At 69.6% G+C, this 23,422-nt stretch carries 23 protein-coding genes; 14 read left to right on the forward strand and 9 right to left on the reverse strand.

The annotated features are described in order from the left end of the window. The 3 genes from RH864_RS08415 to RH864_RS08425 all read left to right on the forward strand — a co-directional run. Positions 1-473 (forward strand): hypothetical protein (locus RH864_RS08415; RefSeq protein ID WP_310517092.1); only part of this gene is annotated, 473 nt, incomplete at its 5' end. 165 nt (positions 474-638) lie between these two features. Next, complete coding sequence (locus RH864_RS08420) at positions 639-1,208, forward strand: hypothetical protein (protein ID WP_310517093.1); 570 nt, start codon at positions 639-641, stop codon at positions 1,206-1,208. Positions 1,209-1,251: 43 nt separating this feature from the next. Further along, complete coding sequence (locus tag RH864_RS08425) at positions 1,252-1,575, forward strand: hypothetical protein (RefSeq protein WP_310517094.1); 324 nt, start codon at positions 1,252-1,254, stop codon at positions 1,573-1,575. A gap of 69 nt (positions 1,576-1,644) precedes the next feature. Here RH864_RS08425 and RH864_RS08430 read toward each other — a convergent pair whose 3' ends face one another. Together RH864_RS08430 and RH864_RS08435 are read right to left on the reverse strand one after the other, a co-directional pair. Next, on the reverse strand, positions 1,645-1,929 hold the full coding sequence (locus RH864_RS08430; protein WP_310517095.1) for a hypothetical protein: 285 nt from the start codon (positions 1,927-1,929) through the stop codon (positions 1,645-1,647). 23 nt (positions 1,930-1,952) lie between these two features. Continuing rightward, positions 1,953-3,374, reverse strand: coding sequence for a tyrosine-type recombinase/integrase (locus tag RH864_RS08435; RefSeq protein WP_310517096.1), 1,422 nt, complete (start codon positions 3,372-3,374; stop codon positions 1,953-1,955). A 494-nt stretch (positions 3,375-3,868) separates the two neighbouring features. On the opposite strand from RH864_RS08435, the gene RH864_RS08440 reads away from it, so the two are divergent. Further along, a complete protein-coding gene (locus RH864_RS08440) occupies positions 3,869-5,740 on the forward strand; it encodes an alkyl/aryl-sulfatase (protein WP_310517097.1) in 1,872 nt (623 codons plus the stop codon). Positions 5,741-5,805: 65 nt separating this feature from the next. Here the strand turns inward: RH864_RS08440 and RH864_RS08445 are convergent, their stop codons facing one another. Next, a complete protein-coding gene (locus RH864_RS08445; RefSeq protein WP_310517098.1) occupies positions 5,806-6,411 on the reverse strand; it encodes a hypothetical protein in 606 nt (201 codons plus the stop codon). A 219-nt stretch (positions 6,412-6,630) separates the two neighbouring features. On the opposite strand from RH864_RS08445, the gene RH864_RS08450 reads away from it, so the two are divergent. From RH864_RS08450 to RH864_RS08475, 6 genes are all read left to right on the forward strand, one after another. Continuing rightward, on the forward strand, positions 6,631-7,068 hold the full coding sequence (locus tag RH864_RS08450; protein WP_310517099.1) for a pyridoxamine 5'-phosphate oxidase family protein: 438 nt from the start codon (positions 6,631-6,633) through the stop codon (positions 7,066-7,068). A gap of 59 nt (positions 7,069-7,127) precedes the next feature. Next, positions 7,128-7,331, forward strand: coding sequence for a hypothetical protein (locus RH864_RS08455; protein ID WP_310517100.1), 204 nt, complete (start codon positions 7,128-7,130; stop codon positions 7,329-7,331). Continuing rightward, the gene (locus tag RH864_RS08460; RefSeq protein ID WP_310517101.1) at positions 7,328-7,699 is read left to right on the forward strand and encodes a type II toxin-antitoxin system death-on-curing family toxin; all 372 of its coding nucleotides are present in this window, start codon (positions 7,328-7,330) and stop codon (positions 7,697-7,699) included. The genes RH864_RS08455 and RH864_RS08460 overlap by 4 nt, the downstream gene beginning before the upstream one ends. Before the next feature lie 87 nt (positions 7,700-7,786). Then, positions 7,787-8,680: an alpha/beta fold hydrolase gene (locus RH864_RS08465; RefSeq protein ID WP_310517102.1), complete on the forward strand. Its 894-nt coding sequence runs from the start codon at positions 7,787-7,789 to the stop codon at positions 8,678-8,680. A 103-nt stretch (positions 8,681-8,783) separates the two neighbouring features. After that, on the forward strand, positions 8,784-9,269 hold the full coding sequence (locus tag RH864_RS08470; RefSeq protein WP_310517103.1) for a Dps family protein: 486 nt from the start codon (positions 8,784-8,786) through the stop codon (positions 9,267-9,269). Between the two features lie 69 nt (positions 9,270-9,338). Next, positions 9,339-10,082: a hypothetical protein gene (locus tag RH864_RS08475; protein ID WP_310517104.1), complete on the forward strand. Its 744-nt coding sequence runs from the start codon at positions 9,339-9,341 to the stop codon at positions 10,080-10,082. A gap of 13 nt (positions 10,083-10,095) precedes the next feature. On the opposite strand, the gene RH864_RS08480 is transcribed toward RH864_RS08475, so the two are convergent. The 6 genes from RH864_RS08480 to RH864_RS08505 form a co-directional block, all read right to left on the reverse strand. Continuing rightward, the gene (locus RH864_RS08480) at positions 10,096-10,752 is read right to left on the reverse strand and encodes a response regulator transcription factor (protein WP_310517105.1); all 657 of its coding nucleotides are present in this window, start codon (positions 10,750-10,752) and stop codon (positions 10,096-10,098) included. Positions 10,753-10,894: 142 nt separating this feature from the next. Then, complete coding sequence (locus tag RH864_RS08485; protein ID WP_310517106.1) at positions 10,895-12,331, reverse strand: sensor histidine kinase; 1,437 nt, start codon at positions 12,329-12,331, stop codon at positions 10,895-10,897. Between the two features lie 194 nt (positions 12,332-12,525). Next, complete coding sequence (locus RH864_RS08490; protein ID WP_310517107.1) at positions 12,526-14,028, reverse strand: amidohydrolase; 1,503 nt, start codon at positions 14,026-14,028, stop codon at positions 12,526-12,528. Further along, positions 14,025-14,672, reverse strand: coding sequence for an FMN-binding negative transcriptional regulator (locus RH864_RS08495; RefSeq protein WP_310517108.1), 648 nt, complete (start codon positions 14,670-14,672; stop codon positions 14,025-14,027). Before RH864_RS08495 ends, RH864_RS08490 begins: the two co-directional genes overlap by 4 nt. Before the next feature lie 46 nt (positions 14,673-14,718). Beyond that, complete coding sequence (locus RH864_RS08500) at positions 14,719-15,723, reverse strand: Fpg/Nei family DNA glycosylase (protein ID WP_310517109.1); 1,005 nt, start codon at positions 15,721-15,723, stop codon at positions 14,719-14,721. A gap of 9 nt (positions 15,724-15,732) precedes the next feature. Continuing rightward, the gene (locus RH864_RS08505) at positions 15,733-16,242 is read right to left on the reverse strand and encodes a ribose-5-phosphate isomerase (protein ID WP_310517110.1); all 510 of its coding nucleotides are present in this window, start codon (positions 16,240-16,242) and stop codon (positions 15,733-15,735) included. Between the two features lie 118 nt (positions 16,243-16,360). Between RH864_RS08505 and pepN (RH864_RS08510) the strand changes: the two genes are divergently transcribed. The 4 genes from pepN (RH864_RS08510) (at position 16,361) to RH864_RS08525 (ending at position 23,379) form a co-directional block, all read left to right on the forward strand. Continuing rightward, positions 16,361-18,907, forward strand: a complete 2,547-nt coding sequence (pepN, locus tag RH864_RS08510; RefSeq protein ID WP_310517111.1) for an aminopeptidase N — start codon at positions 16,361-16,363, stop codon at positions 18,905-18,907. A gap of 88 nt (positions 18,908-18,995) precedes the next feature. Continuing rightward, positions 18,996-21,692 (forward strand): aminopeptidase N, encoded by a 2,697-nt coding sequence (pepN, locus tag RH864_RS08515; protein WP_310517112.1) that lies wholly within the window; start codon positions 18,996-18,998, stop codon positions 21,690-21,692. 11 nt (positions 21,693-21,703) lie between these two features. After that, positions 21,704-22,810 (forward strand): mechanosensitive ion channel family protein, encoded by a 1,107-nt coding sequence (locus RH864_RS08520; protein ID WP_310517113.1) that lies wholly within the window; start codon positions 21,704-21,706, stop codon positions 22,808-22,810. Between the two features lie 155 nt (positions 22,811-22,965). Further along, complete coding sequence (locus RH864_RS08525; RefSeq protein ID WP_310517261.1) at positions 22,966-23,379, forward strand: globin; 414 nt, start codon at positions 22,966-22,968, stop codon at positions 23,377-23,379. Positions 23,380-23,422 lie beyond the last annotated feature (43 nt).

The following is a 23,422-nucleotide window of genomic DNA, read 5'->3' on the forward strand; positions in this document are numbered from 1 at the left end:
TCGCGGGCAACCTCGCGGGCAACCTCGCGGGCAACCTCGCGGGCAACCTCGCGGGCAACCTCGCGGGATATCCCGCCATGAAGGGAAGTGAAGGGAAGGGAATAGAACCCCCCTACCCCCCAGCTGTTGATGTGCCCTCGCTCGGCATTCCAAATGGTGGAGGTGAAACGGCGTATCCCCCGCACATTCATGAGCCGAACGCGCGTGCCAAGCTCGACGCACTGCGCCATGACCGCGGGCTCTCTCACCCCTTGGAACAGCTGCTGAGCATTGCCTATCGGCTCGGCGAGGGAAACCCTTGGGCAGGCGCGCGCATCATCGACGGTCGCACAGAGCAATCGCTCGCCGGTAGCCGCGACCCTGCCGCCGTGATCCGCGCACGGCTCGCGCCCGCAGCGAGCGATGCCGAGCGCGTGCTCATCGACGGCAGCCGTGACCCCGCCGCTGTTCGGTACGAGCGCACCACGGGTTGAGCGCCTCGGGCCGGGGCAGAGACCCCGGCCCGAGACGCTCCCCGTTTTTCTGGAAGGGGTCCCCCACACCCCGCCCCCAGTCCGGATTTTCACGCGCGAGCTTCAAACATTCCCACCTATTTTCAATCGAGTCATATCTATTGTCGCCCGCTCTACTGTGGATGGATGTCCGCCCCTTTGCCCCCTGAGTACGAATTGTCCTTCCTCGTGGGTGAGGTTGCACGTGATGATGTCTTCGTGGAGTCCGAGGCCCGGGTTCTCTGGCGAGTGCTGCACGAGGCAGAGCTCGTCGGCGAGATGCAGCGGGACTTCGGACGCTTGATCCCGCAGGTGCGTCGTGCGCTTCACGCCCCTTCGGTCCCCGAGGCGTTTCGCACGATCGCCGTCAACGTCTTGGACGCGACCCTGTCAGCGCACAGGGAGCGGAACGCTCTCGTGCACGATCAGTGGGTGAGCCTGGTGTGGGCGCCGGGTGAGCTGCGGTCCGCGCGAACATCGCGGTCGCGCCAGCTCTCCGACCTGCGTGAGTGCGCTGCCGCGCTCAAGGTTCTGACGTGGCGCATGCGTGGGGTGCACGTGATCGCTCCTCGATGGCTCGGGCTCGTCGAAGAGGATGACGTCGTGAGTGCTGCCGACATCCGCTCCTGGACGCGGGTGGCGATGGGGCACATCGCGAACGATCCGCATCGAGTCGTCGGAACTGCCGGCCCCGCTCCGATGCCGCCAGGGCTGTGATGCATCCTCCGATGGTGTGGGTCGTCGCCGCTACGCTGCGGACATGACAGACATCCCTGCCGCCGGAAGGCAATCCGCCCACGTCATCCTTGACGCCGTCTCAGCTTGGGACCCCGATATCGGGCCAACTGACGAGAACGCAGATGCGATGAACCGCGCGCTGGAGCGACTCGACCGGATCGATGGCGCGATAGTGGTTACGGCCGACGACGACGCGGACGACATCACCCATCTCACGCTCGACGTTTCAAACCTGACCGGCGGGGCGATAGTGCTCGTCAACTGGCTTGTGCACCAGCTCGGCGATGCCCGGAACGAGGACCCGCAGATCGTCATCGCGCAGGCTCGCGAATTCCTGGATGAGTGAAGTGAAGGTGCGACGCGTTCAAGCACAGTAGTGGGGCCTTGACACCCGGCCACCCTGCCCGGGCATCAGCTAACGACTACGGGTGCTCGCGTCGAGTGCTGCGAGTCGGGGCGCTTGCTCATCGATGGCATCTGCGAGCACCCGCAGTTGAGCGGCCACGTCTGCAAGGCCTGCCGCGTCGTAGTCGCCTTCGACGCGGATGCTGAGCATGTAGCCCACCGGCCGTGTTCCCTCACGGAAAACACCGCCCCACGCGCCGGCTGGTAACGCCTCGTCCGCCTCGCGATGTAGCCAGGTATCTGGTGCAGCGCCGTCACCGCCATGCTCCATCTGGTCGCCGGTGCACCATCCCACCGGACAATCGAAGCGGGCGCCCCTCACTGCGCTACCCCTTCAACGAGGCGCCGAAGTTGCGCGGGTTGAAGCTGAACGTAGCCGCGTGTGGTCGCTGGAGATGCGTGTCCCAGTAGCTGCTGGACGCCGAGTAGATCACGGTCGATTGCATAGGCGCGGGTTGCGAAGCTGTGCCGGAGCTGATGCATATTGACGCCGGCGGGAAGCAACTGCCCGACACGACGCCCGAGCCACCGGGGCGACCAGTGCCCCTGGTCGTTGCCGGGGAACACATAGCCGGCGGGGCGCCTGGTGATCTGCGCCGCGAGTCCGTCAGGCAGCGGGATTCGGCGAACTTTGGCGCCCTTTCCCCTGACGACGAGCACGCGCGCGCCTCGCTCGCCCTGCACGTCGCGCGTGTGGGTACGCGCCACTTCGCCGCGCCTCATCCCGAGTTCGGCAGCGAGACGGAGCGCGAGCGTCTCAAGATCGCCCGCCCGCGAGAGCGCCTCGCGGTACTCGTCCAACTCGGCCGGGCGCGCCGACGGCTGTGCTGCCTTGACTCGTGGCAGAACGTCAACCGGGTTCGCCGAGGTGCGCCCGGTATCGACCGCCCAACGGTAGAACGTCTTGAGCGTCTGCCTGTTGCGGCGCCGTGTCTCGCGCCCCCACCGCTTGTTGCCCATCCATGCCGCCAGATCGTCGGTGGTCAATTCGAATGGGCCATGGTGGGTTTGGCGGCTGAGATGGCGCAGAACGTCGAGGTAGGTGGCGATGCTCGTTTCGGCCCGCCCACCGGAACGTAGGTAGCTCGTCCGCTCGCGCAATGGAGCCACCCAGGCGTCTGGCACCGGCGCCGCCCTGGGGCCGCTGCGGCTGTAGTCCATCGGATCGGCGAACACCCTTCCGGTACTCGCCGCCCATCGGTAGAAGGCGCGAAGCGCTGTACGGTGCGCCGCCCGCGTGCTCGCCGCCACGTCGAGCCCGTCAAGGTAGCCGGCTGCATCCGAGTGCGCGACCTCCCACGGCCCGACCTCGACCATGGCCGCGAACGCGCGAAGGTACTTCCGCCGCTGCGCCAGCGTCGCCGTCTCGATCCCGCGCGCGGCCTCATCCGTCGCGAAGGCGTCGAGCGCGTGCGCCCACGCCGGCGCAAGCTCGGGCCGGGCACTGTACCGGTAGCCGCTCAGCGGATCGGTGGCCCGACGGCCAGTATCGACCGCCCACCGGTAGAACGCCCGCACCGCGAGCCGCTCCGCCTTCGCCGTCGAACTGCTCCGGCCAGCGTCAAGCTGCTCGACGTAGGCGACAACGGCCCCAGCCCGGGCTGTGAGCGGATCACAGCCGAGCGCGTCGGCGAGCCGAGCGACCCGACCTGCCTGCTTCGTGACGGTCGAGACGGCCCGACCTGCTGCCCGCTCATCGGCTGCGAACGCCGCCAGAGTCGCCGCCCAGTCATGCCCCATCAGTGCCCCTTCCGTCATCGGCTCGTGAGTCGGCGCGAGCGTAGGCGGGCAGCCTCGCCCGTGTCCATTTCGTGGACTCACGTGGACTCATGGCCGGCGTTTCACGGCTACCAACGGTCGCAACCGGGCACCTTCTGATAGCGTGACTTCCGCGAGATACCGGGCGAAACCCCGGAACTTCGCGTCAATTAGGATCGGGGCTCAGCCGACCTTCCAAACTGATTACGCGGGTTCGATTCCCGTCATCCCCTCTCCTGTCCTGAGTCACGACATCGTTGACACGCGTGTCGCGGCTCGGGACTTTTTCGTGGGTTCGCGCGTCTGGGTCGTGGCGTCGGCCGGGTGCGGGTTCACCATCGTGGTGCTTGGAAGTCCGTGCTGGCGCCGGATCGAGCCGGCCGGTCCAGGCGAGTTCACCGGCGGAGGGTTGTCATCGTCGCAGGGTGCGGACAAGCTCGACCCGAGGGACACCGCCCTCTGCGGAAGGGGATGCAATGCAGCAGAACGACCCAACAGCGTCGATCGCCGGTGCGAACCGCGCACTGATCGGCTCGATGCCGTTCGCGGACACAACCGATTTCGACGACGCCGATCGCGGATTCCTCGGCACACTCGCCGAACCGACGATCCGCAACGCAGCCGGCGACATCGTCTGGGATGCGTCGACCTACGACTTCATCGAGGGTGACGCGCCCGATTCCGTCAATCCGAGTCTGTGGCGGCAGTCCCGCCTGGTCGCCAAGCACGGCTTGTACGAGGTGATCGATGGCATCTATCAGGTGCGAGGACTCGACCTCTCCGTGATCTCGTTCATCGAGGGCGATCACGGCGTGATCGTCGTCGATCCGCTGATCTCGGAGGAGACCGCCGCCGCCGCGCTCGCGCTCTATCACGAGCATCGGGGCATCCGCCCCGTCGTCGCAGTGATCTACACCCACAGCCACATCGACCACTTCGGCGGGGTGCTGGGCGTCACGACCGAGGCCGACGTCGACGCCGGCAAGGTCGCGATCATCGCGCCGGAGGGCTTCCTCGAACACGCGGTCTCCGAGAACGTATACGCGGGCACGGCGATGGGTCGACGCTCCGGGTACATGTTCGGCGCCGCGCTCGCCCGCGGCGCACGCGGCGCGGTCGGCGCCGGCCTCGGCCAGACGACCTCGACGGGCACCGCGGGATTGATCGTGCCGACGATCGACGTGACCACGACCGGCGAGACCCACACGGTCGACGGCGTCGAGATCGAGTTCCAGCTTGCGCCGAACACGGAAGCCCCGGCTGAACTCCACTTCTACCTGCCGAGGTATCGGGCGTTGTGCATGGCGGAGAACGCCACGCACACGCTGCACAACCTCCTGACGTTGCGCGGCGCCATCGTGCGGGACCCGCACGGATGGTCGCAGTACCTCACCGAGGCGATCGAACGCTTCAGCGACCGTTCGGACGTCGTCTTCGCATCTCACCACTGGCCGACCTGGGGAACAGACAAGATCCGGCACTTCCTCGGCATCCAGCGGGACCTGTACGGCTACCTGCACGACCAGACGCTGCGGCTGCTGAACCAGGGGTACCAGGGTGCGGAGATCGCCGAGATGATCCAGCTTCCGCCGGCTCTCGAACAGGCGTGGAGCACCCACGGCTACTACGGGTCGGTCAGCCACGACGTCAAGGCGATCTATCAGCGGTACATGGGCTGGTTCGACGGCAACCCGGCCCGACTCTGGCCGCACCCGCCGAAACCACTCGCCGAACGCTATGTGACCGCGATCGGCGGGATCGATCGGGTCGTCGAACTCGCACGTGAGGCGTACGCCGCCGGGGACTACCGGTGGGCTGCAACGCTGCTCGACCACGCCGTGTTCGCGGACTCCGAACACGAGGCTGCGCGCAGCCTGTATGCAGACACCTTGGAGCAGTTGGCGTACGGGAGTGAGAACGGAATCTGGCGGAACTTCTTCCTGTCCGGCGCGACCGAGCTCCGCGAGTCGAACTTCGGTACGCCGACCACGGCGACGGCGCCCGACATCATCGCGCAGCTCTCGCCCGAGCAGGTCTTCGACGCGATCGCCATCACGGTCGACGGGCCGAAAGCCTGGGATCTGGATCTCGCGTTCGACGTCACGGTCAGTGATCTCGATCGCAGCTTCCGGGTGACCTTGCGGAACGGCGTGCTGATCTACGTCGAGAAGGTGCCGTCCGGTGACGCGCCGCTGCACCTCACGCTCGAGAAGGCCCGGCTGATCAGGCTCGCCGGCGGCGATCTCGAGTCCGATGGGCTCGGGGTCGATGGCGACGTCGGCGTGCTGCGAAAGCTCTTCACCGTGCTGTCGCCGGGAGACCCGGATTTCGAGATCGTCGTGCCGTGACGAGCAGCGACGGGCTCGGGTTCCGCAACGCAGGGAACCCGAGCCCGTCGGTTCGCCCGCGGGGTTCAGATCTTGATCGGGAACGTCACGAGCAGCACCACTCCGGCCACGGCCAGGAAGGCGGCCAGCCCGACGAGCACGCGTCTGACCCACGGCTGGATGTCTCGTTGCGACATCGCCGTCAGGAAGAGCACCAGCGCGAAAAGCACCGTGAGCAACGAGTAGTTGTCACCGCGCTGGTTGTTCTCGAGCGCATCGGCGAAGCGGGCGTCGGCTCGTTCACTGAACTCGGCCGCCTCTTCGGTGCCGGGCGGCACGTACTCTTCGCGCGCGAACGGGCCCTGGTCCGTCCGCCCGTCGGCGGTCCACGCATCGAACGCGCGAGCGAACTCCGGGGAGAACCGCGCCTCGATGTACTGCGTGAGCTGCTGGTCGCCCTGCTCCGTGGCGAGCACCCATTGGACCCAGACCGCCTGATCGAGGGCTCGGGCATCGCGCGCCTCGCTGGCGAAGTCGGTCGACGTCACGCGAGCGCCGGATGCCTCGCTGAACGCAATCGACATCTCGCCGCCCCACTTCGAAGACTTGAATCCGCACCATGCGGTGAGGACCGCGACGGCGGCCAGGAGGAAGACGGCGATCGCGTCGATGACCCGAGCCCGACGCGCCATGGGGTGAGGTCTCGCAGCGACCTCAGACTCCGAAGATGACTCCGACTCGGCATCCTTGACCATGAACCAATCGTCCTCAGGCCAGTCATGATCGTCGTGAGGCGCGCCGGATGACCATGTCGCGTCGTCTCACCGGTCGCGCGCCGCTATCCGGGCGTCCGTGAAGCCTGATCGGTCCCCTCGACGACGGCCCCGAGCGGAGACTGCGATACTCGTTCGGTGACCATCGACGCGCCCTCCGCCGATCCCGCCGACGTCCTGCTCGCCCTGACCGACGAGGGGCGCCGATTCCTCGCGGACCGGCACCTGGCCACACTGTCGACGATCGGTCCACACGGCGACATCCATGTCGTCGCGGTCGGGTTCACGCTCGGCGATGACGGGTGCCTTCGCATCACCACGAACGACCGCAGCCAGAAGATCCGCAATCTCGAGCGCGATCCTCGCGCGACGGTCGCGCAGGTCGACGGCCGGCACTGGCTCAGCATCGCCGGCCACGCCGAGATCGAGCGCGACGCCGAGGCGGTCGCGCACGCCGTCGCGCTCTACACGAATCGCTACCGTGAACCCGGCGAGAACCCCAATCGCGTCGTGATCCGCATCACCCCCGAGCGCATCATGAGCTCCCCCGGCCTCCGCTCGATGCGGAATGCGTGACGCGGGCGTAGAGTGCGGTACCAGGTGGTACCACACGCTCGGATCAACAGGAGGCACTGATGGCCATGAACTTGCGGCTCGACGCCGCCCACGAGGAACTCCTTGACGCACTGGCAGCGCAGGAGCGTCGAAGCAAGACCGAGATCGTGAAGCTCGCCATCGAAGAGCGCGCAGCTCGGCTCGACAAGAGCGCACGCACTCGGGCGATCTTCGAGCGGATTCTGGAGCAGGACGCCGAACTGCTCGACGAACTCTCGAAGTGACCGAGTATCTGGACCCGGAGGATGTCGAGCAGCTCATCGCATCGGCCGGTTTCCACTACCGCGGCGGCAACCGCCATCTGCTGCTCTCGGCGCTGGCCACGCCCCTCCCGGTGTTCGGCGAAGAGGTCTATCCCGAGCTGGAGCACAAGGCGGCGGTGCTGCTCATCGCCATCAACCGCGACCACCCGCTCGCCGACGGTAACAAGCGACTCTCGTGGATCGTCGCGAAGGCCTTCCTCGCATTGAACGGGCTCGACCTCGCTACCGGTGTTCGGGAGGGTGACCGCTTCGTGCGATCCGTCGCTGACGAGTCCCCGAAGTTCGAGGAAGTCGCCCAGTGGATCACCCATCACACGACCGTTCTCTGAGCCGCAGACCGGCCGCATTCACGACAACAGGCTCCGCTCTTGACATCCACCCCGCGCGGTGAGACGTTCCTCACGGGGATGATCGCAATGGCTGCAACCGAATCGACCTCGACCCGGCACCGGGCTCGGCGCACGCCGAAGCATCCGCAGTCGCGTCTCGCGGAGCGCTGGACCACCGTCGACGGGCTCGACGTGTTCTATCGCGAATCATCCGACCCTCCGCCTGGTTCACCGGCGATGATGCACGTGCACGGCTTCGGGCTCTCGGGCCGCTACCTGCTCCCGACCGCTGAACTGCTCGACGGCGACTTCCACATCCTCGTGCCGGACCTGCCGGGCTTCGGGCGCAGCGGCCGACGCTCGCGACGCGAGCTCGCCGTGCCGGACCTCGCGGACTCGGCCGCCCGCTTCCTCGACGATCGCGGGATCGAGCGCGTCACGCTCGTCGGCAACTCCATGGGATGTCCCGTCATCTGCGAGTTCGGGCACCGCCACCCCGACCGGCTGGAACGGGCGATCCTCGTCTCACCCGCGGGCGGACTGCACAACCAGCCGCTGGTCCGCGCGATGGCGCAGCTCGCGCGCGACGGCGGCCGTGAGCCACGCAGCATGGTCGGGGTCGCGACCCCCGACTACTTCCGGTTCGGGCTGACGAGCACGGCCAAGATGTTCGATTCGCTCATGCGGTATCCGACGCTGCAGCGCCTCCTCGAGCTCCCCGTGCCGACGCTCGCCGTCCTCGGCGACCGCGACCCGCTCATGCCGCCGCTCGACCGCGTGCACGAGGTCGTCGCCCACATCGACACGAACATCGTCGTCGTGATGATCGAGGGCGCCGCGCACGCCATCAACTACAGCCACCCGGGCGAGCTCGCGCACATCATCCGCCAGTTCATGACCGACCGCCCGATCACCGACGACCCCGACTCCCCCGGTCTCGCCAAAGTCGTCGAGGTCCACCGCGGCACCTCCGGCGCATAGGAGACCACGGTCCGCATCGGGTGAGCCGAGCCTTCCCTTCCTTGAAATACCTGGGCAGACGCGTAGCGTTGCACCCATCACCGAACAGGGAAAGGTGGAACCGATGACCGACACGAAGTCCGCTCCGTACGCCAGCGCCAACCCCGAGGTCGCCTCGGGCGTCGCCCAGTTCTTCACGCCCGTCGTGCACCAGCTCGTCGCCCTCGCCGTGAACGGCAAGCAGGCGCACTGGCATGTCCGCGGCCACAACTTCATCGAGGTGCACGAGTACCTCGACCAGGTCGTCGAGCACGCGCAGGACGCGGCCGATCTCGCCGCCGAGCGCGTGATCGCGCTGGGCCTGCCGATCGACGCCCGGCTCGAGACCGTCGCGAAGGCGGGTGCGACGAGCCCGAAGGCAGGGTTCAAGCAGGCCGACGACACCATCGCCGACGTGGTCGCACAGATCGACCTCGCGACCGAGAAAGTGAACGCCGCGATCACGGGTCTCGCCGAGCTCGACCCCGCGAGCCAGGACATCGCGATCTCGATCCGTCAGACGCTCGACAAGGACCGCTGGTTCCTTTCGGCGCATCTCAGCGTGAACTGACCGCGAGATCGGCTCGCCGCTTCCTACGGAAAGGATGCGGCGTTCCGGGCCCGGGTGCAGAATGCGGCCATGGCTGCGGATGCATCCGGGCCCGAGCCGTCTCCTGAGGGACGCGCCGACGACGCGCAGCACACGCCGCGCGACGACCTCACCGACGCGCAGAAGGCGCTGCGCGCACAGCTCCTCGCGACCGAGCACTGGAGCCTCCTCGCATCGCGCTCGACGACGCAGGGTGAGGTGCTCACGCGTATCGCGATCTTCCTCACGCTCGTCTCCGCCGGTCTGCTCTCACTCGGCGTACTCGGTCAGGCGACCGCGTTCCGCGGCTGGTTCGGTGCCGCAGCGCTCGGCATCCTGTTCCTGCTGCTGGTCCTCGGGGTCATCACCCTCGTGCGCGCCTTCAACACCGCGACCGAGGACCTCATGTACGTCGTCGCGATGAATCGTCTCCGGGCCGCCTATGTCGACCTGGACCCCGGGCTTGCTCCGTATCTCATGGCCTCGGTGCACGACGACGCGACGGGCATCGACCACACCTACCACTTCTTCTACTCTCGTAGCAGCGCGAGCGTCGTCTTCGGCAGCTCGATGATGATCATCACCGTGGTCACCGCCGTGGTCGCCGGCCTCCTGGGCGGCGCGACCGTCACGGCGTTCGGCGGCCCGATCTGGGTCGCGGTGATCCTCGGAGTCGTGGTCGGCATCGCCGTGGTGCTGTTCGCGCTCGCGCGGGGGTACCGGCTGTACCGGCGGTCCCTCGGCAGCTATCGGCCCGTCAGCCCGTCGTACTCCCCGCGCCGCCACGAGTCCTAGACACTCAACGCGCTCAGCGTTGCAGCCAGGCGAGCACCGCGAGCACGCGGCGATGGTCGGTCCCGGAGTCCTCGAGCCCGAGCTTCTGGAAGATCGCCGTGACGTTCTTCTCCACCGCGCCGACGCCGATGAACAGCTGCGCGGCGATGCCCGTGTTCGTGCGGCCCTCGGCCATGAGCTCGAGCACCTCGCGCTCGCGGGGGGTGAGGCTCGCGAGCGGGTCGCCGCGCCGCGTGAGCAGCTCGCGCACGACCTGGGGGTCGAGCACGGTGCCGCCGGCGCTCACGCGTTCGACGGCGTCCTTCAACTCCTCGAGTGACGCCACCCGGTCCTTCAGCAGGTAGCCCATACCGCCTTCGCCGGACGCGAGCAGCTCGTGCGCGTACGTGCCCTCGACGTACTGGCTCAGCAGGAGGATGCCGAGCCCGGGCACGCGGCGGCGCAGCTCGATCGCTGCGCGCACGCCCTCGTCGCGAAAGCTCGGCGGCATCCGCACGTCGAGCACGGCGACATCGGGCCGGGTCTCATCGATCGCGGCGATCAGCGCGTCCGCGTCGCCGTAGGCGCCCGCGGTCTCGAATCCGGCTTCGTCGAACAACCGCACGAGCCCTTCGCGGAGGAGCACGGAGTCTTCGGCGAGCACGACGCGGAGCGCAGCGGGATCGGTCACCGCCCCAGCGTAGCGAGGGGCGGGCGGATGCCTCGGGGCTCCGCCTCCCCGCTGGTCGAGTAGCGCGCGAGGAACGAGCACGCGTATCGAGACCGGGCGACCCGGTCTCGATACGGCGCCGTCGCGCCGACTCGGCCAGCGCCTAGGCGACCGGCGTGTAGGGGATGTGCGCGCCGATCGAGGTCGGCCCGCCGATCGGGCTGGTCACGACGAACTGGCCCTGCAGACCCCGCACCCGCTCGTCGAGGCCGGCGAGGCCGTGCCCCGGCGTCGCGGCGGCCCCGCCCCGGCCGTTGTCGGTGACCCACAGGTCGAGCCACTGCCCGGCCGGCCCCTCGTCACGGGTCGCGATCCGCAGTCGGACCGCCGAGGCCTCCGCATGCTTCGCGGCGTTCGTGAGCAGCTCGGCCGCGATGAAGTACGCGTTGCGCTCGATCGCGGCCGGCAGCGGTGCTTCGGCGGCGAGCGCCTCGTCGAACGTGACCGGCACGGGGCTTCTCGCGGCCAGCGAGGCGAGCGCGCTCGCGAGGCCGCGGTCCTGCAGCAGCGGCGGGGCGAAGCCGCGTGACAGCGCCCGCAGCTCGTCGAGCGCCTCCCTGGCCTGGTCGCGCGCCTCGCCGACGAGTGCTTTGGCCTGCTCGGGGTCCTGGTCGAGACGCCGCTCGATCGCCGCGAGGTCCATCTGCAGCCGGACGAGCCGCTGCTGAGGCCCGTCGTGGATGTCGCGTTCGAGGCGACGCAGCGACGCGTCTTCGGCCTGGACGGCCGCGCCGCGCGACGCGGCGAGCGCGACAACCTGGCGTTCGAGCGCCTCGGAACGCCACGCGCCGAGCATGCCGCGCGCGATCACGTCGTGCAGGAGCGTCATGCCGCGGAAGAGGAACGGCAGTGTGAGGAGGAAGACCACGCCGAGCACGAACTCGAGGATGCGCTCGCCGACGACGGGGTTGTAGGCGAGATCGCCGCCCGGCACGAACCGCTCGACGATCCACTGGTTGAGCCAGAACGTCCGCTCGTCGTCGGGGATGAACGGCTGCCAGATCCAGCCGGTCACCCCGCCGAGCGCCACCGAGAGCCAGACGACGGTGAACGTCCAGGTGACGATGCTGACGATGGGGTTCACGACGAGCGTGTGCAGCACATACAGCCAGTAGTGCCCGTCGACGAACGGCGTGAACGTCGTCCGCCAGAAGCCCTGTTCCCGGCCCTCTCGTGACCAGTCGGGCCGCCGCACCTCCGGCATTCCGGCCCAGCGCAGCCGGATGAGCTCGAGCGTGCCGAACCCGCGGGCGACGAACAGCGACGCGACGAGCAGGAAGATGCCGATTACGATCGCGACCATGCCGATGCCGGTGAAGAACACGGTGGCGAGCACCGTGAGTCCGACGATGGCGATCGGCATGGTCAGGATGAGGAAGCCCAGCTCGCGCGGCACTGCGGCCCACAGCCGGCCGTATCCGAGCCGCGCGCGGGGCTCGGCCGGGGTGACCGTGTGGCCGCTCCGGTCGGGCTGCGCAGCGCCCACGGCTGCGTCCGAGGCGACCGCTCGGATCGCGCCGGTCTGACTTTCGGTACTCATGGTCGGTTCCTTCTTCCGTCATCGTCGCACGCTCGGCGGGCGAATGCCGCGACGATCGCGGGCCGGGCCGGGCCGAGGATCGTGCGAGCTTTCCTCCAGCCTCGCGTCGAGCGCCGGCCCGCCCCATCCGGCGGGCGTCCGGATCGGGTCGGGGGTTATCCCCCGCGCCGCCGGACGCGCGACCGCGGACGGTGTCAGCCGAGCAGGGAATGGGTCGCGCGGCCCGCGAGGAAGGTTGCGGCGACCGGCATGCCGCGCAGCTGGTCGACGCTCGCGGTGAACGGATCGAGCTCGACCACGGCGAGGTCGGCCGCAGCGCCGGCACGGACCTCGGCGCCCGCGCCGTTCGTGGACGCCGCGAGTGCGACGCGCACGTCGACGGCCTGCTCCGGATGCCACGGCTCACGTCCGCCACGTGAACGCCCCACAGCCGCCGAGATCGCGACCCACGGGTCGAGCGGCGCCACCGGCGCGTCGGAGCCGAGCGCCAGCTCGACGCCCGCGGCGAAGAGCTCCGCGAGCATGAAGGCCCGGTCGGTGCGGCCCGTCCAGTAGCGGTCGGCGACGTCGCGGTCGTCCATGGCGTGCTCGGGTTGCACGCTCGCGACGACGCCGAGGCGCGCGAAGCGCGCGACGTCCTCGTGGCGCAGCAGCTGCGCATGTTCGATCGAACCGCGGCAGCCGACGGCTTCGAACGCGTCCAGCACGCGCGCGTTCGCACGATCGCCGATGGCGTGCACGGCCGGCGCGAGACCCGCGTCGCTCGCGCGCCGCATCAGCGGGACGAGCTCGTCGTAGGCGACGGTGGCGAGCCCGGCGGCGTGATCGAGTCCCTCGAGGCCCGGGTACGGGTCGAAGCACAACGCGGTGCGGGTGTTGAGCGAGCCGTCGGTGATGACCTTCGCGGCGCCGACCCTGACCAGGCTGTGCGTGCCGGGAAGGGATTCGCCCGTGCGCAGTCCCTCGGAGATAGCCCGCTCGAGATGCTGCGGGTACACGCCGAAGGCGACGCGCAGCGGCATCGCACCACCCGCGCCGCGCCGCGCCCAGTCGTCCCGGTTCCAGCGCATCTCGTAGTCGGTGACGCCGACCACTCCCCTGGCGGATGCCCGCACGGCGGCTTCGGCGACCCAGGTGTCGAGCACATCGTCGGCGACGTCGTCGAGCTCGCGCACGAGCCGGAAGCAGTCGTCCTCGCGCAGCACGCCGTCATCGCCGGGCCGGGCGCCGTACCGCCGCGCGGCGGCGGAGTTCAGCCAGCAGGCGTGCAGATCCGCGGCCACGAGCATGACCGGCACGTCGCCCGAGACCCGATCGAGCAGGGCCAGCGACGGGGCATCCGGCCACAACCCGTCGCGATAGCCGAAGCCGGCGACCTCCGACGCCCCACCGCGCACCGCGCCCGCGACGAGCGCCGCGGTCTCGGCCGCCGAGCCGGCCTCCGCGAGGTCGAGCCGGCGCGCGACCATGGCCCACTGCGACATATGCACATGCCGATCGTGGAGGCCCGGGACGAGCCAGCGCCCGCCGAGTCGCATGCGCTCGGTCGGGCCACCCGGCCGGACCGCGCCGAGAACGCCGCCGGACGCATCAGCGCCGTGCGGCACGATCGCGGCGACGCGCCCGTCTTCGATGCGTACGTCGACCGGCTCGAGCGTGCCGGGCAGCCGCGCCTCCTCGAGCAGCAGCGCCGTCACGGGCGGGCCGATCGCAGCGCCTCGTGGGTCCGACGCATCTCGGCTGCGAGCGCGGCGCTCGCGTACGGGCCGTCGCCGTCGAGCTCGGCGATGATGCGGTCGACCGTCTCTCGAGGCTTGTTCTGGCTCATCTTGTTCTTGGCGACGAATCGGGTGATCGGGATGCGCACGCCGACCGTGCCGGCCGAGATGCGGTCGGCGTACGCCGAGTTCTCGGGCGTCCCGCGCATGCGCCGCGGCTCCGCCATGGCGGCCTCGAAGTGATCGACGAGCGCCTCGAGCACGCGCAGGTTCTCGTCGGCATCGAGCAGCTCGGGCGTGCCGTAGAGGTGCGCGCTGACGAAGTTCCAGGTGGGCACGGCCGGCGTCTCGGGGTCGTACCAGCCGGGCGAGATGTAACCGTGCGGCCCCTGCACGATGACCAAGACCTCGTGCGCGCCCAGCTCGTGCAGGACCTCGTCCGGCCGGCCGACGTGCGTGAGGAGCACGAGACCGTCGGCGTCGTCGTCGAGCAGCACCGGGTAGTGGCTCGCGACCAGCCCCGAGGCATCCGTCGAGCTCACGATCGTCATCCAGGGATGCTCGCGCGCGAGCTGCGCGACGGCGGCTTCCTCGGCGAGCGCGAAGCTGGGGTTCTGGCGCATGGTCGCTCCTGACGGTCGGATGCGGTGGATCACGCCCGGTGGCGGATCACGCCTGGCAGTAGGGGCACCAGTACAGCTTCCTGGCGCCCATCTCTTCCAGCACGATGTTGGTGCCGCACACGCGGCACGGCAGGCCCTCGCGCTTGTAGACCCAGTGCCGGTCGTCGCGGTTGGCGAGCGCAGCACGGTACGCGTCCTCGTCGAGGTCGTCCATGGTCATCATCTGACCTGTCTCGACGCCGATGCGCAGCAGCTTCGTCCAGTCGTGCCAGAGGTGGCGCACGTGCTCCTCGGGGACGTCCCGGCCGGGCGTGTGCGGGTTCTGGCGTGCCCGGAAGAGCAGTTCGGCGCGGTAGACGTTGCCGATGCCGGCCACGATGTTCTGGTCCATGAGCAGCAACCCGATCGGGGTGGCCTTCTTGCGGACCGCGGTCGTGAAGCGGTTCTCGGCCTCGGGCCCGGCGTCGATCAGCGGGTCGGGCCCGAGCTTCGCCACGACCGCTTCGACCTGCGCCGGGTTCAGCACCTCGCACGCCGTCGGCCCGCGCAGGTCGGCGACGATGGTGTCGGTGAGCAGGCGCACGCGCACCTGACCCACGGGTTCGGGCGGGAACGACTCGAGGTCGTTGCCCGCCTTCTCCGACTCCGACATGCGCAACCGGGCCCGGCGCGGCGCACCGATCGAGGTCAGCGAGTTCTCACCCGCCGAGTCGAACACGACCGCATCTGGGTTCGGGCTGTCGAGGAAGGTTCCGCGCTGGTTCGTCTGACCCATGCGCCCGTTCGCCGACGCGATGGTCGCGTCCATGAGGATCTCGCCCGCGAAGTCCCATGCGCCGTACATGCCGAGATGCACACGGAGCCATATGTCGCCCTCGAAACCCAGGAACATCTGCTTGCCCACCGCGCGTGCATCGATCATGCGCCGCCCGTCGAGCTCGGCGGCACCGACCGCGAACCGGCCCTGCGGGCTCGACGCGTGCACGACGTGGCCGACGAAGTTCCGCTCGAACTGCCGCGTGATGCGATGGACGGAATGACCCTCTGGCACCGCCGCCTCCTAGCTGCTGGACACGTCGTCGAACCGGTCGACGCCCTTGCCGGCGATGTCCCCGGTCTGCTCGTACTCGGCGAGCTGCGCGATGCGTCGCGCGTGCCGCTCGTCGCCGGAGAACGGCTCGGCGATGAACGCGTCGATGTATCGGATCGCCTCCTCGACCGTGTGCTGCCGCGCGCCGATCGAGATGACGTTGGCGTCGTTGTGCTGGCGTGCGAGGAGGGCGGTGTCCATGCTCCAGACGAGCGCGGCGCGGATGCCGCGGACCTTGTTGGCCGCGATCTGCTCGCCGTTGCCCGATCCGCCGAACACGATGCCGAGCGTGTGCACGCCCTCGGCCTGGTCGCGGGCGACCGCCTGGGCCGCGTTGATGCAGAACGCCGGGTAGTCGTCGAGTGCGTCGTACTCCTTCGGGCCGTGATCGACGACCTCGTGACCGGCGTTGGTCAGGTGGTCGACGAGCGTGCGGCTGAACTCGAGGCCGGCGTGGTCGGTCGCGATGTGGATGCGCATGAGAGCAAGTCTGACATGACCGGATGCCTCGGTCGGGGCCCCGCGGTTAGGCTGAACGGGTTCGCCCGGCGCCACGAGCGCGGGCAAGACATCCGCTCGACGCAATTGGAGACTGGACGTGCCCGGAGAGAACCTCACCCGCATCGAAGCCGAGGAGCGCGCCGCGCTCGTGACCGTGCACGACTACGACGTCGTGCTCGACGTGACGACCGGTCCCGACGTGTTCCGCAGCACGACGACCGTGCGGTTCAGCGCGACCGAGGGGGCCTCGACGTTCATCGACGCGATCACGGCGGCGGTGCACTCGGTGACCCTGAACGGCACGCCGCTCGACCCGGCCGAGGTGAGCGACGGCGTGCGCATCCAGCTCCCGGGCCTCGCGACCGAGAACCATCTCGTCGTGGTCGCCGACGGCCGCTACATGCACACGGGCGAGGGCCTGCACCGATTCGTCGACCCGGTCGACGGCGAGGCGTACCTCTACACGCAGTTCGAGGTGCCCGACTCCCGGCGCATGTTCGCGGTGTTCGAGCAGCCCGACCTCAAGGCGGCGTTCCGGTTCACGGTGACCGCGCCCGAGCACTGGCAGGTCGTCTCGAACCAGCCGACGCCCGAGCCCGTCGACGCGCACGAGGGCGCCAAGACGTGGGCGTTCGAGCCGACGCCGCGTATCTCGAGCTACATCACGGCGCTCATCGCGGGGCCGTACGACGTGGTGCGCGACGAGCTCACGAGCTCGGACGGCCGGGTCATCCCGCTCGGCGTGTTCAGCCGCAAGAGCCTCTCGCAGTACCTCGACGCGGACTACATCTTCGAGAAGACCAAGCAGGGCTTCGCGTACTTCGAGTCCAAGTTCGACGTGCCGTACCCGTTCGACAAGTACGACCAGCTGTTCGTGCCCGAGTACAACGCGGGCGCCATGGAGAACGCGGGCGCGGTCACGTTCACCGAGGTGTACGTGTTCCGCTCGAAGGTGACCGACGCGATCAAGGAGCGCCGGGTCGTCACGATCCTGCACGAGCTCGCGCACATGTGGTTCGGCGACCTCGTGACCATGAAGTGGTGGAACGACCTCTGGCTGAACGAGTCGTTCGCCGAGTGGGCGTCGACCATCGCGACCGCCGAGGCCACCGAGTGGACCAACGCCTGGACCACGTTCAACTCGATGGAGAAGAGCTGGGCGTACCGGCAGGACCAGCTGCCCTCGACGCACCCCGTGGTCGCGACCATCAACGACCTCGAAGACGTGCAGGTCAACTTCGACGGCATCACCTACGCCAAGGGCGGGTCGGTGCTGAAGCAGCTCGCCGCGTGGGTCGGCGTGGACGCGTTCTTCGAGGGCGTCTCGGCGTATTTCAAGAAGCACGCGTGGGGCAACACGACGCTCGCCGACCTGCTCGAAGAGCTCGAGGCCGCGAGCGGCCGCGACCTCTCCGAGTGGGGTGCGCTCTGGCTCGAGACCGCGGGCGTCAACACGCTGCGTCCAGAGATCGAGACGGATGCTTCTGGCGTCATCACGGCGTTCTCGGTGCTGCAGTCCGCGCCCGCCGACTACCCGACGATCCGCCCGCATCGGCTCGCGATCGGCTTCTACCACCTGCGTGACGGCAAGCTCGTGCGCGAACACCGCGTCGAGCTCGACGTCGACGGCGAGCGCACCCCGGTCGCCGAGCTCGTGGGCCTCGCCCGCCCCGACCTCGTGCTGTTGAACGACGACGACCTCGCGTACGCGAAGATCCGCCTCGACGAGGCCTCCCACCGGGTCGCCCTCGAGAACCTGTCCGCGATCGAGGACCCGCTCGCCCGCGCGCTCGTGCTGAGCTCCGTCTGGGACGCGACCCGCGACGCCGAGACCACCGCGAGCGACTACCTCGACCTCGTGCTCGGCAACATCGCGACCGAGACCGAGTCGACGACACTGCGCATCGTGCTCGCGAACGCGCAGCTCTCCGCGAGCTCCTACGTGGCACCCGCGAAGCGCGCCGAAGCCCGGCGCCGGCTCGCCGACGGGCTCTGGGAGCTGGCGCGCGCCGCCGCGCCCGGCAGCGACGCGCAGTTCCAGTTCGTGAAGAACTTCGCCGCGATCGCGGAGGCCGGCAGCCACGTCGACGACCTCGCCGCGCTGTACGCCGGCGAGCTCTCGCTCGAGGGGCTCGCGGTCGACACCGATCTCGGCTGGGAGCTGCTCATCGCGCTCGCCGCCGCCGGCCGGGCGACCGATGACGACATCGACGCGCGTCTCGCCGAGGACAACACGGCCACCGGTCAGGAGTCGGCGGCGCACGCGCGAGCCGCGATCCCGACGGCCGAGGCGAAGGAACGCGCGTGGGCGTCGCTCGTCGACGTCGACACGGCCACGAACTCGGTCGTGCGGACGACCGCCGCCGGCTTCCTCCGCGCCGACGACACGTCGCTGCTCGCGCCGTTCGTGGAGCGCTACTTCGGCATGATCGAGCGCGTGTGGAACGAGCGCAGCTACGCGATCGCGGAGAAGCTCGTCGACCTGCTCTACCCGGCCCCGCTCGCGAACGCCGAGCTCGTGGCCGCGAGCCGCGCCTGGCTCGAGGCGAATCCCGGCATCCCGGCGCTGCGCCGCCTCGTGGTCGAGAACCTGGCGGGCGTCGAGCGGGCCCTGACCGTTCAACAGCGCGACGCCGGAGCGTGATCGGTCGGGAGGTCCGCGCGCCGCGGACCTCCCGACCGTCACGGCCGGCCGATCGCCGACCCCGATGCACTGCGAGACGGGAGCACGCATGCCACGTCCGGATCTCACACGCACCGAAGCCGAGGCGAGGGCCTCGCTCATCGGCGAGCCGTCGTACGAGGTCACGCTCGACCTCACGCGCGACGACGGGGCCTTCCGCTCCGAGACGGTCGCCCGGTTCCGTGCAACGGCCGGGGCGTCGACGTTCATCGAGGCCACGACGACCGAGCTGCACGAGGTCGAGCTGAACGGCCGGCGACTGGATCCTGCCGAGGTGTCCGACGGGTGGCGCATCCGGCTCGACGGTCTCGGCACGGTCAACGAGCTCCGCGTCGTGTCGACCAACGCGACGACGAACACGGGCGAGGGCCTGCACCGGTTCGTCGACCCGGTCGACGGTGAGGCGTACCTTTACACCGAGTTCGCGGTCGCCGAGGCCAACCGGGTGTTCGCAGTGTTCGACCAGCCCGATCTCAAGGCCGGGGTGCGGTTCACGGTGACGGCGCCGGCGCACTGGACGGTGCTGAGCAACGCCCCGAGCCCCGAGCCGGTGCCGGTGGTTGAGCGCGTGCCGGTGGTTGCGCCCGTGCCGGGGTCCGAGCCGGGCGTGGCGGGCGGCGAGGGGGTCGGCGCGAACGCGACCTGGTCGTTCGAGACGGGGCCGGTGATCTCGAGCTACATCGTCGCGCTCATCGCAGGGCCGTACGCGAGCTGGCACGGCAGCGCGACGAGCAGCGACGGCCGTGAGGTGCCGCTCGGCCTGTTCACCCGACGCTCGCTCGCGCCGTACGCCGAGCCCGACATCATGTTCCCCCTGGTGCAGCGCGGCCTCGACTTCTACGAGTCGGCGTTCGGGGTGCCGTACCCGTACGGCAAGTACGACCAGATCTTCGTGCCCGAGTACAACTGGGGCGCGATGGAGAACGTCGGCGCGGTGACGTTCAACGAGTCCTACCTGTTCCGCTCGCGGGTCTCCGACGCACGACGCGAGCAGCGCGCGAGCGTCGTGCTGCACGAGCTGAGCCACATGTGGTTCGGCAACTCGGTGACCATGCGCTGGTGGAACGACCTGTGGCTGAACGAGTCCTTCGCGACCTGGGCGGCGACGTTCGCGAGCTCGCGCATCACCGAGTTCACCGGCGCGTGGGCGACCTTCGCGAACGATGAGAAGACGCAGGCGGCCGAGCAGGATCAGTTGCCCTCGACCCACCCGATCGTGGCGACCATCGACAACACCGGCGATGTCGAGGTGAACTTCGACGCCATCACGTACGACAAAGGTGCGTCGGTCTTGAAGCAGCTCGTCGCGTGGGTCGGGCTCGAGCCGTTCCAGCGCGGCGTGGGCGCCTACCTGTCCGCGCATGCGGGCGGGAATGCGACGCTCGCGGACCTGCTGCGCGAGCTCGAGCTCGCCTCGGGTCGCGAGCTCGGCCGCTGGTCGGCGCTCTGGCTCGAGACCGCGGGCGTCAACACGCTGCGCGCGACGCTCGAGACGACGGCACCGACCGCGACCGACTCAGGCGAGACCGGCATCGACGATGCCGGTCTCGCCGAGCACCCAGAGGTCATCACGTCGGCCCGCATCGAGCAGTCGGCTCCCCCGGCCCACCCGACGCTCCGCCCGCACCGGATCGCCGTGGGCTGCTACGACCTCGTCGACGGCCGGCTCACCCGCACCCACCGGGTCGAGCTCGACATCGACGGTGCATCGACCGAGGTGCCGGGGCTCACCGGGCGCCACCGTCCCGACCTGCTGCTCGTGAACGACGACGACCTGACCTACGCGAAGGTGCGCCTCGATGAGCGGTCCTTCCGCACCGCGGTCGCGCATCTCGCAGAGATCGCCGACCCGGTCGCCCGGGCGGTCGTGCTCGGCTCGGCGTGGGACGCCGTCCGCGACGCCGAGCTCGCCGCGAGCGACTTCGTGCGGCTCGTGCTGCGCAGCGTCGGCCACGAGTCGCAGTCCTCCGCACGAGGTCTCGCGCTCAGCCGTCTCGAGCTCGCGCTCGCGAAGTATGTCGCCGAGGAGCATCGCGAGGTCGTCGCCGCGGAGGCCGGCGACGCGGTCTGGGCGCAGACCGAGCTCGCCGAGCCGGGATCCGACGCCCAGCTTCAGCTCGCGAAGGCGTTCACGCGCATCGCGTCGACCGCGGCGCACGCCGAGGTGCTGGGCAGCCTGCTCGACGGGTCCCTGTCCCTGCCCGGGCTCACGGTCGACCTCGACCTGCGCTGGGAGCTCGTGATCGCGCGCGCCGCGCTCGGCGTCGGCGACGACGAGGAGATCCGGATGGCGCTCGACGCCGACGACACGTCGAAGGGACGCCTGCTCGCCGAGACCGCGCGTGCGGCCCGGCCCGACGCCGACGTCAAGGCCGCGGCGTGGCGGCGCGTGGCGACCGACCGCTCGCTGTCGAACGACCTCGCGCGGGCGATCGCCGACGGCTGGCGGCGTGCCCTGCCGGCGACCTTGCTCGCCCCAGTGGTGGACGACTACTTCGCGATGCTGACCTCGATCTGGGCCGAGCGCAGCTTCAACATGGCCGCGCTCATCGTCACGCGGCTCTTCCCGACGCCGCTCGTCGACCAGGGTCTCGCGGACCGGGCCCGCACGTGGCTCGCCGCGAACCCCGAGCCCGCGCCGCTCGCGCGGCTGGTGTCCGAGCAGCTCGCGGAGCTCGATCGAGCGCTCGCCGCGCGCGCGTGCGACGCCCGCGCGCTCTCCGACCTCCCAGCCGCTCGCAATTAGACTCCGGAACCATGCGCCTGGAAAGCCCCGCCCCCGACACCCCGATCGACGCCGACACGCTCAGCGGCATCGGTGCGTGGTGGGCCGAGAACTGGAGCATGATCGTCGGCAAGCTCGTCGCGGTGCTGATCATCCTCGCGATCGCGCTGCTCGTGCGCTGGATCCTGCACTTCGTGATCGAACGGGTCGTCAACCGCGTGGTGTCGGGCGTGAAGAAGAAGGAACAGGTCACCGACACCCAGGCCCTGCAGGCGTCGCCGCTCGCGGCCGTGCGGGTCGTGCAGCGCACGCGCACGCTCGGGTCGGTGCTCACGAACGTCGTCAACGTGACGCTGTTCATCGTGGTCACCCTCATGATCGTCGCGACCATCAACTCCGAGATCCTCGGCTCCTTCGCGCTGCTCTCGGCCGCGATCGGCGCCGGCCTCGGCTTCGGTGCGCAGAACATCGTGAAGGACGCGCTCAACGGCCTCTTCATGGTCGTCGAGGATCAGCTCGGCGTGGGTGACATCGTCGACCTCGGGCCCGCGACGGGCATCGTCGAGGCCGTGCGCATTCGCATCACGACCGTCCGTGACGTGAACGGGACGCTGTGGTTCGTCCGCAACGGCGAGATCCTCCGGGTCGGCAACCTCTCGCAGGGCTGGGCCCGGGTGATCGTGGATCTCGCGGTGCCGTACGACGCCGATATCGAGGAGGTCGAGGCCGAGCTGCTGAAGAGCGCGAACGAGCTCGCGAACACCCCGAAGTGGCGCTCGCGCATCGTCGAGAAGCCCGAGGTGTGGGGCCTCGAGTCGATCTCCGACGACGCCATGGTCATCCGCGTCGTCATGAAGGTGCGCGCCGCGTCGAAGGACGACGTCGCGCGCGAGCTGCGCGTCCGGCTCAAGCGCACGGTCGACGGCATGGGCGTGAAGATGCCGAGCCTCAGCTCCGTGGTCCTGAGCGGCCTCGAAGGCGTGACGCGGGTGAAGGGCGCCCGGCCGCCGAAGACCTCGAACACGGTCCTGCCCGAGAACCAGGGCAAGCGACCGAAGGCGCCGCGCGCACCGCGCCTCGGCCGCACCCCGAAGAACCCGCCGACCCCGCCGACCCCGCCGAGTGGAGGCCCATCATGACCGAACCGGCCGCCCCCGAGGCATCCGTGCCCCCCGAGGCATCCGCCCGACCCGAGACATCCGCCCGACCCGAGGCATCCGCCCCGCTCGAGCCGACCGCGCCGGTCGGCGCCGTGGTCCCGCCCGAAGCGGCCGGACCCGTGCGACCCGCGAGCCTGCCGCTCCGCGGCAGCGAGCACGGGCCCGCGCTCGGCCAGTCGTTCTACGAGTCCGTGGGCGGCAGCGCGACGTTCGAGAAGCTCGTGACCGAGTTCTACCGCGGCGTCGCCGGCGACCCCGTGCTGAAGCCCATGTACCCCGAGGAGGACCTCGGCCCCGCCGCACGGCGGCTGCAGCTGTTCCTCGAGCAGTACTGGGGCGGGCCGGGCACGTACAGCGCCGAGCGCGGGCACCCGCGGCTCCGCATGCGGCACCTGCCGTTCAAGGTGAACCCCGACGCGCGCGACCGCTGGCTTGCACACATGCGGGCCGCGGTCGATACGCTTGAGCTCCCTCCGCTCGCGGAGGAGACCCTCTGGGACTACCTGCAACGAGCGGCGTTCGCGATGGTCAACACCTTCGACGACTGAACCGCTGCTGCACCGCTGTTCCCGGCCGAGACGAAGGAGTCAC

Source organism: Agromyces aerolatus (assembly GCF_031432255.1).
In the GTDB taxonomy this organism is placed as follows: Bacteria; Actinomycetota; Actinomycetes; order Actinomycetales; family Microbacteriaceae; genus Agromyces.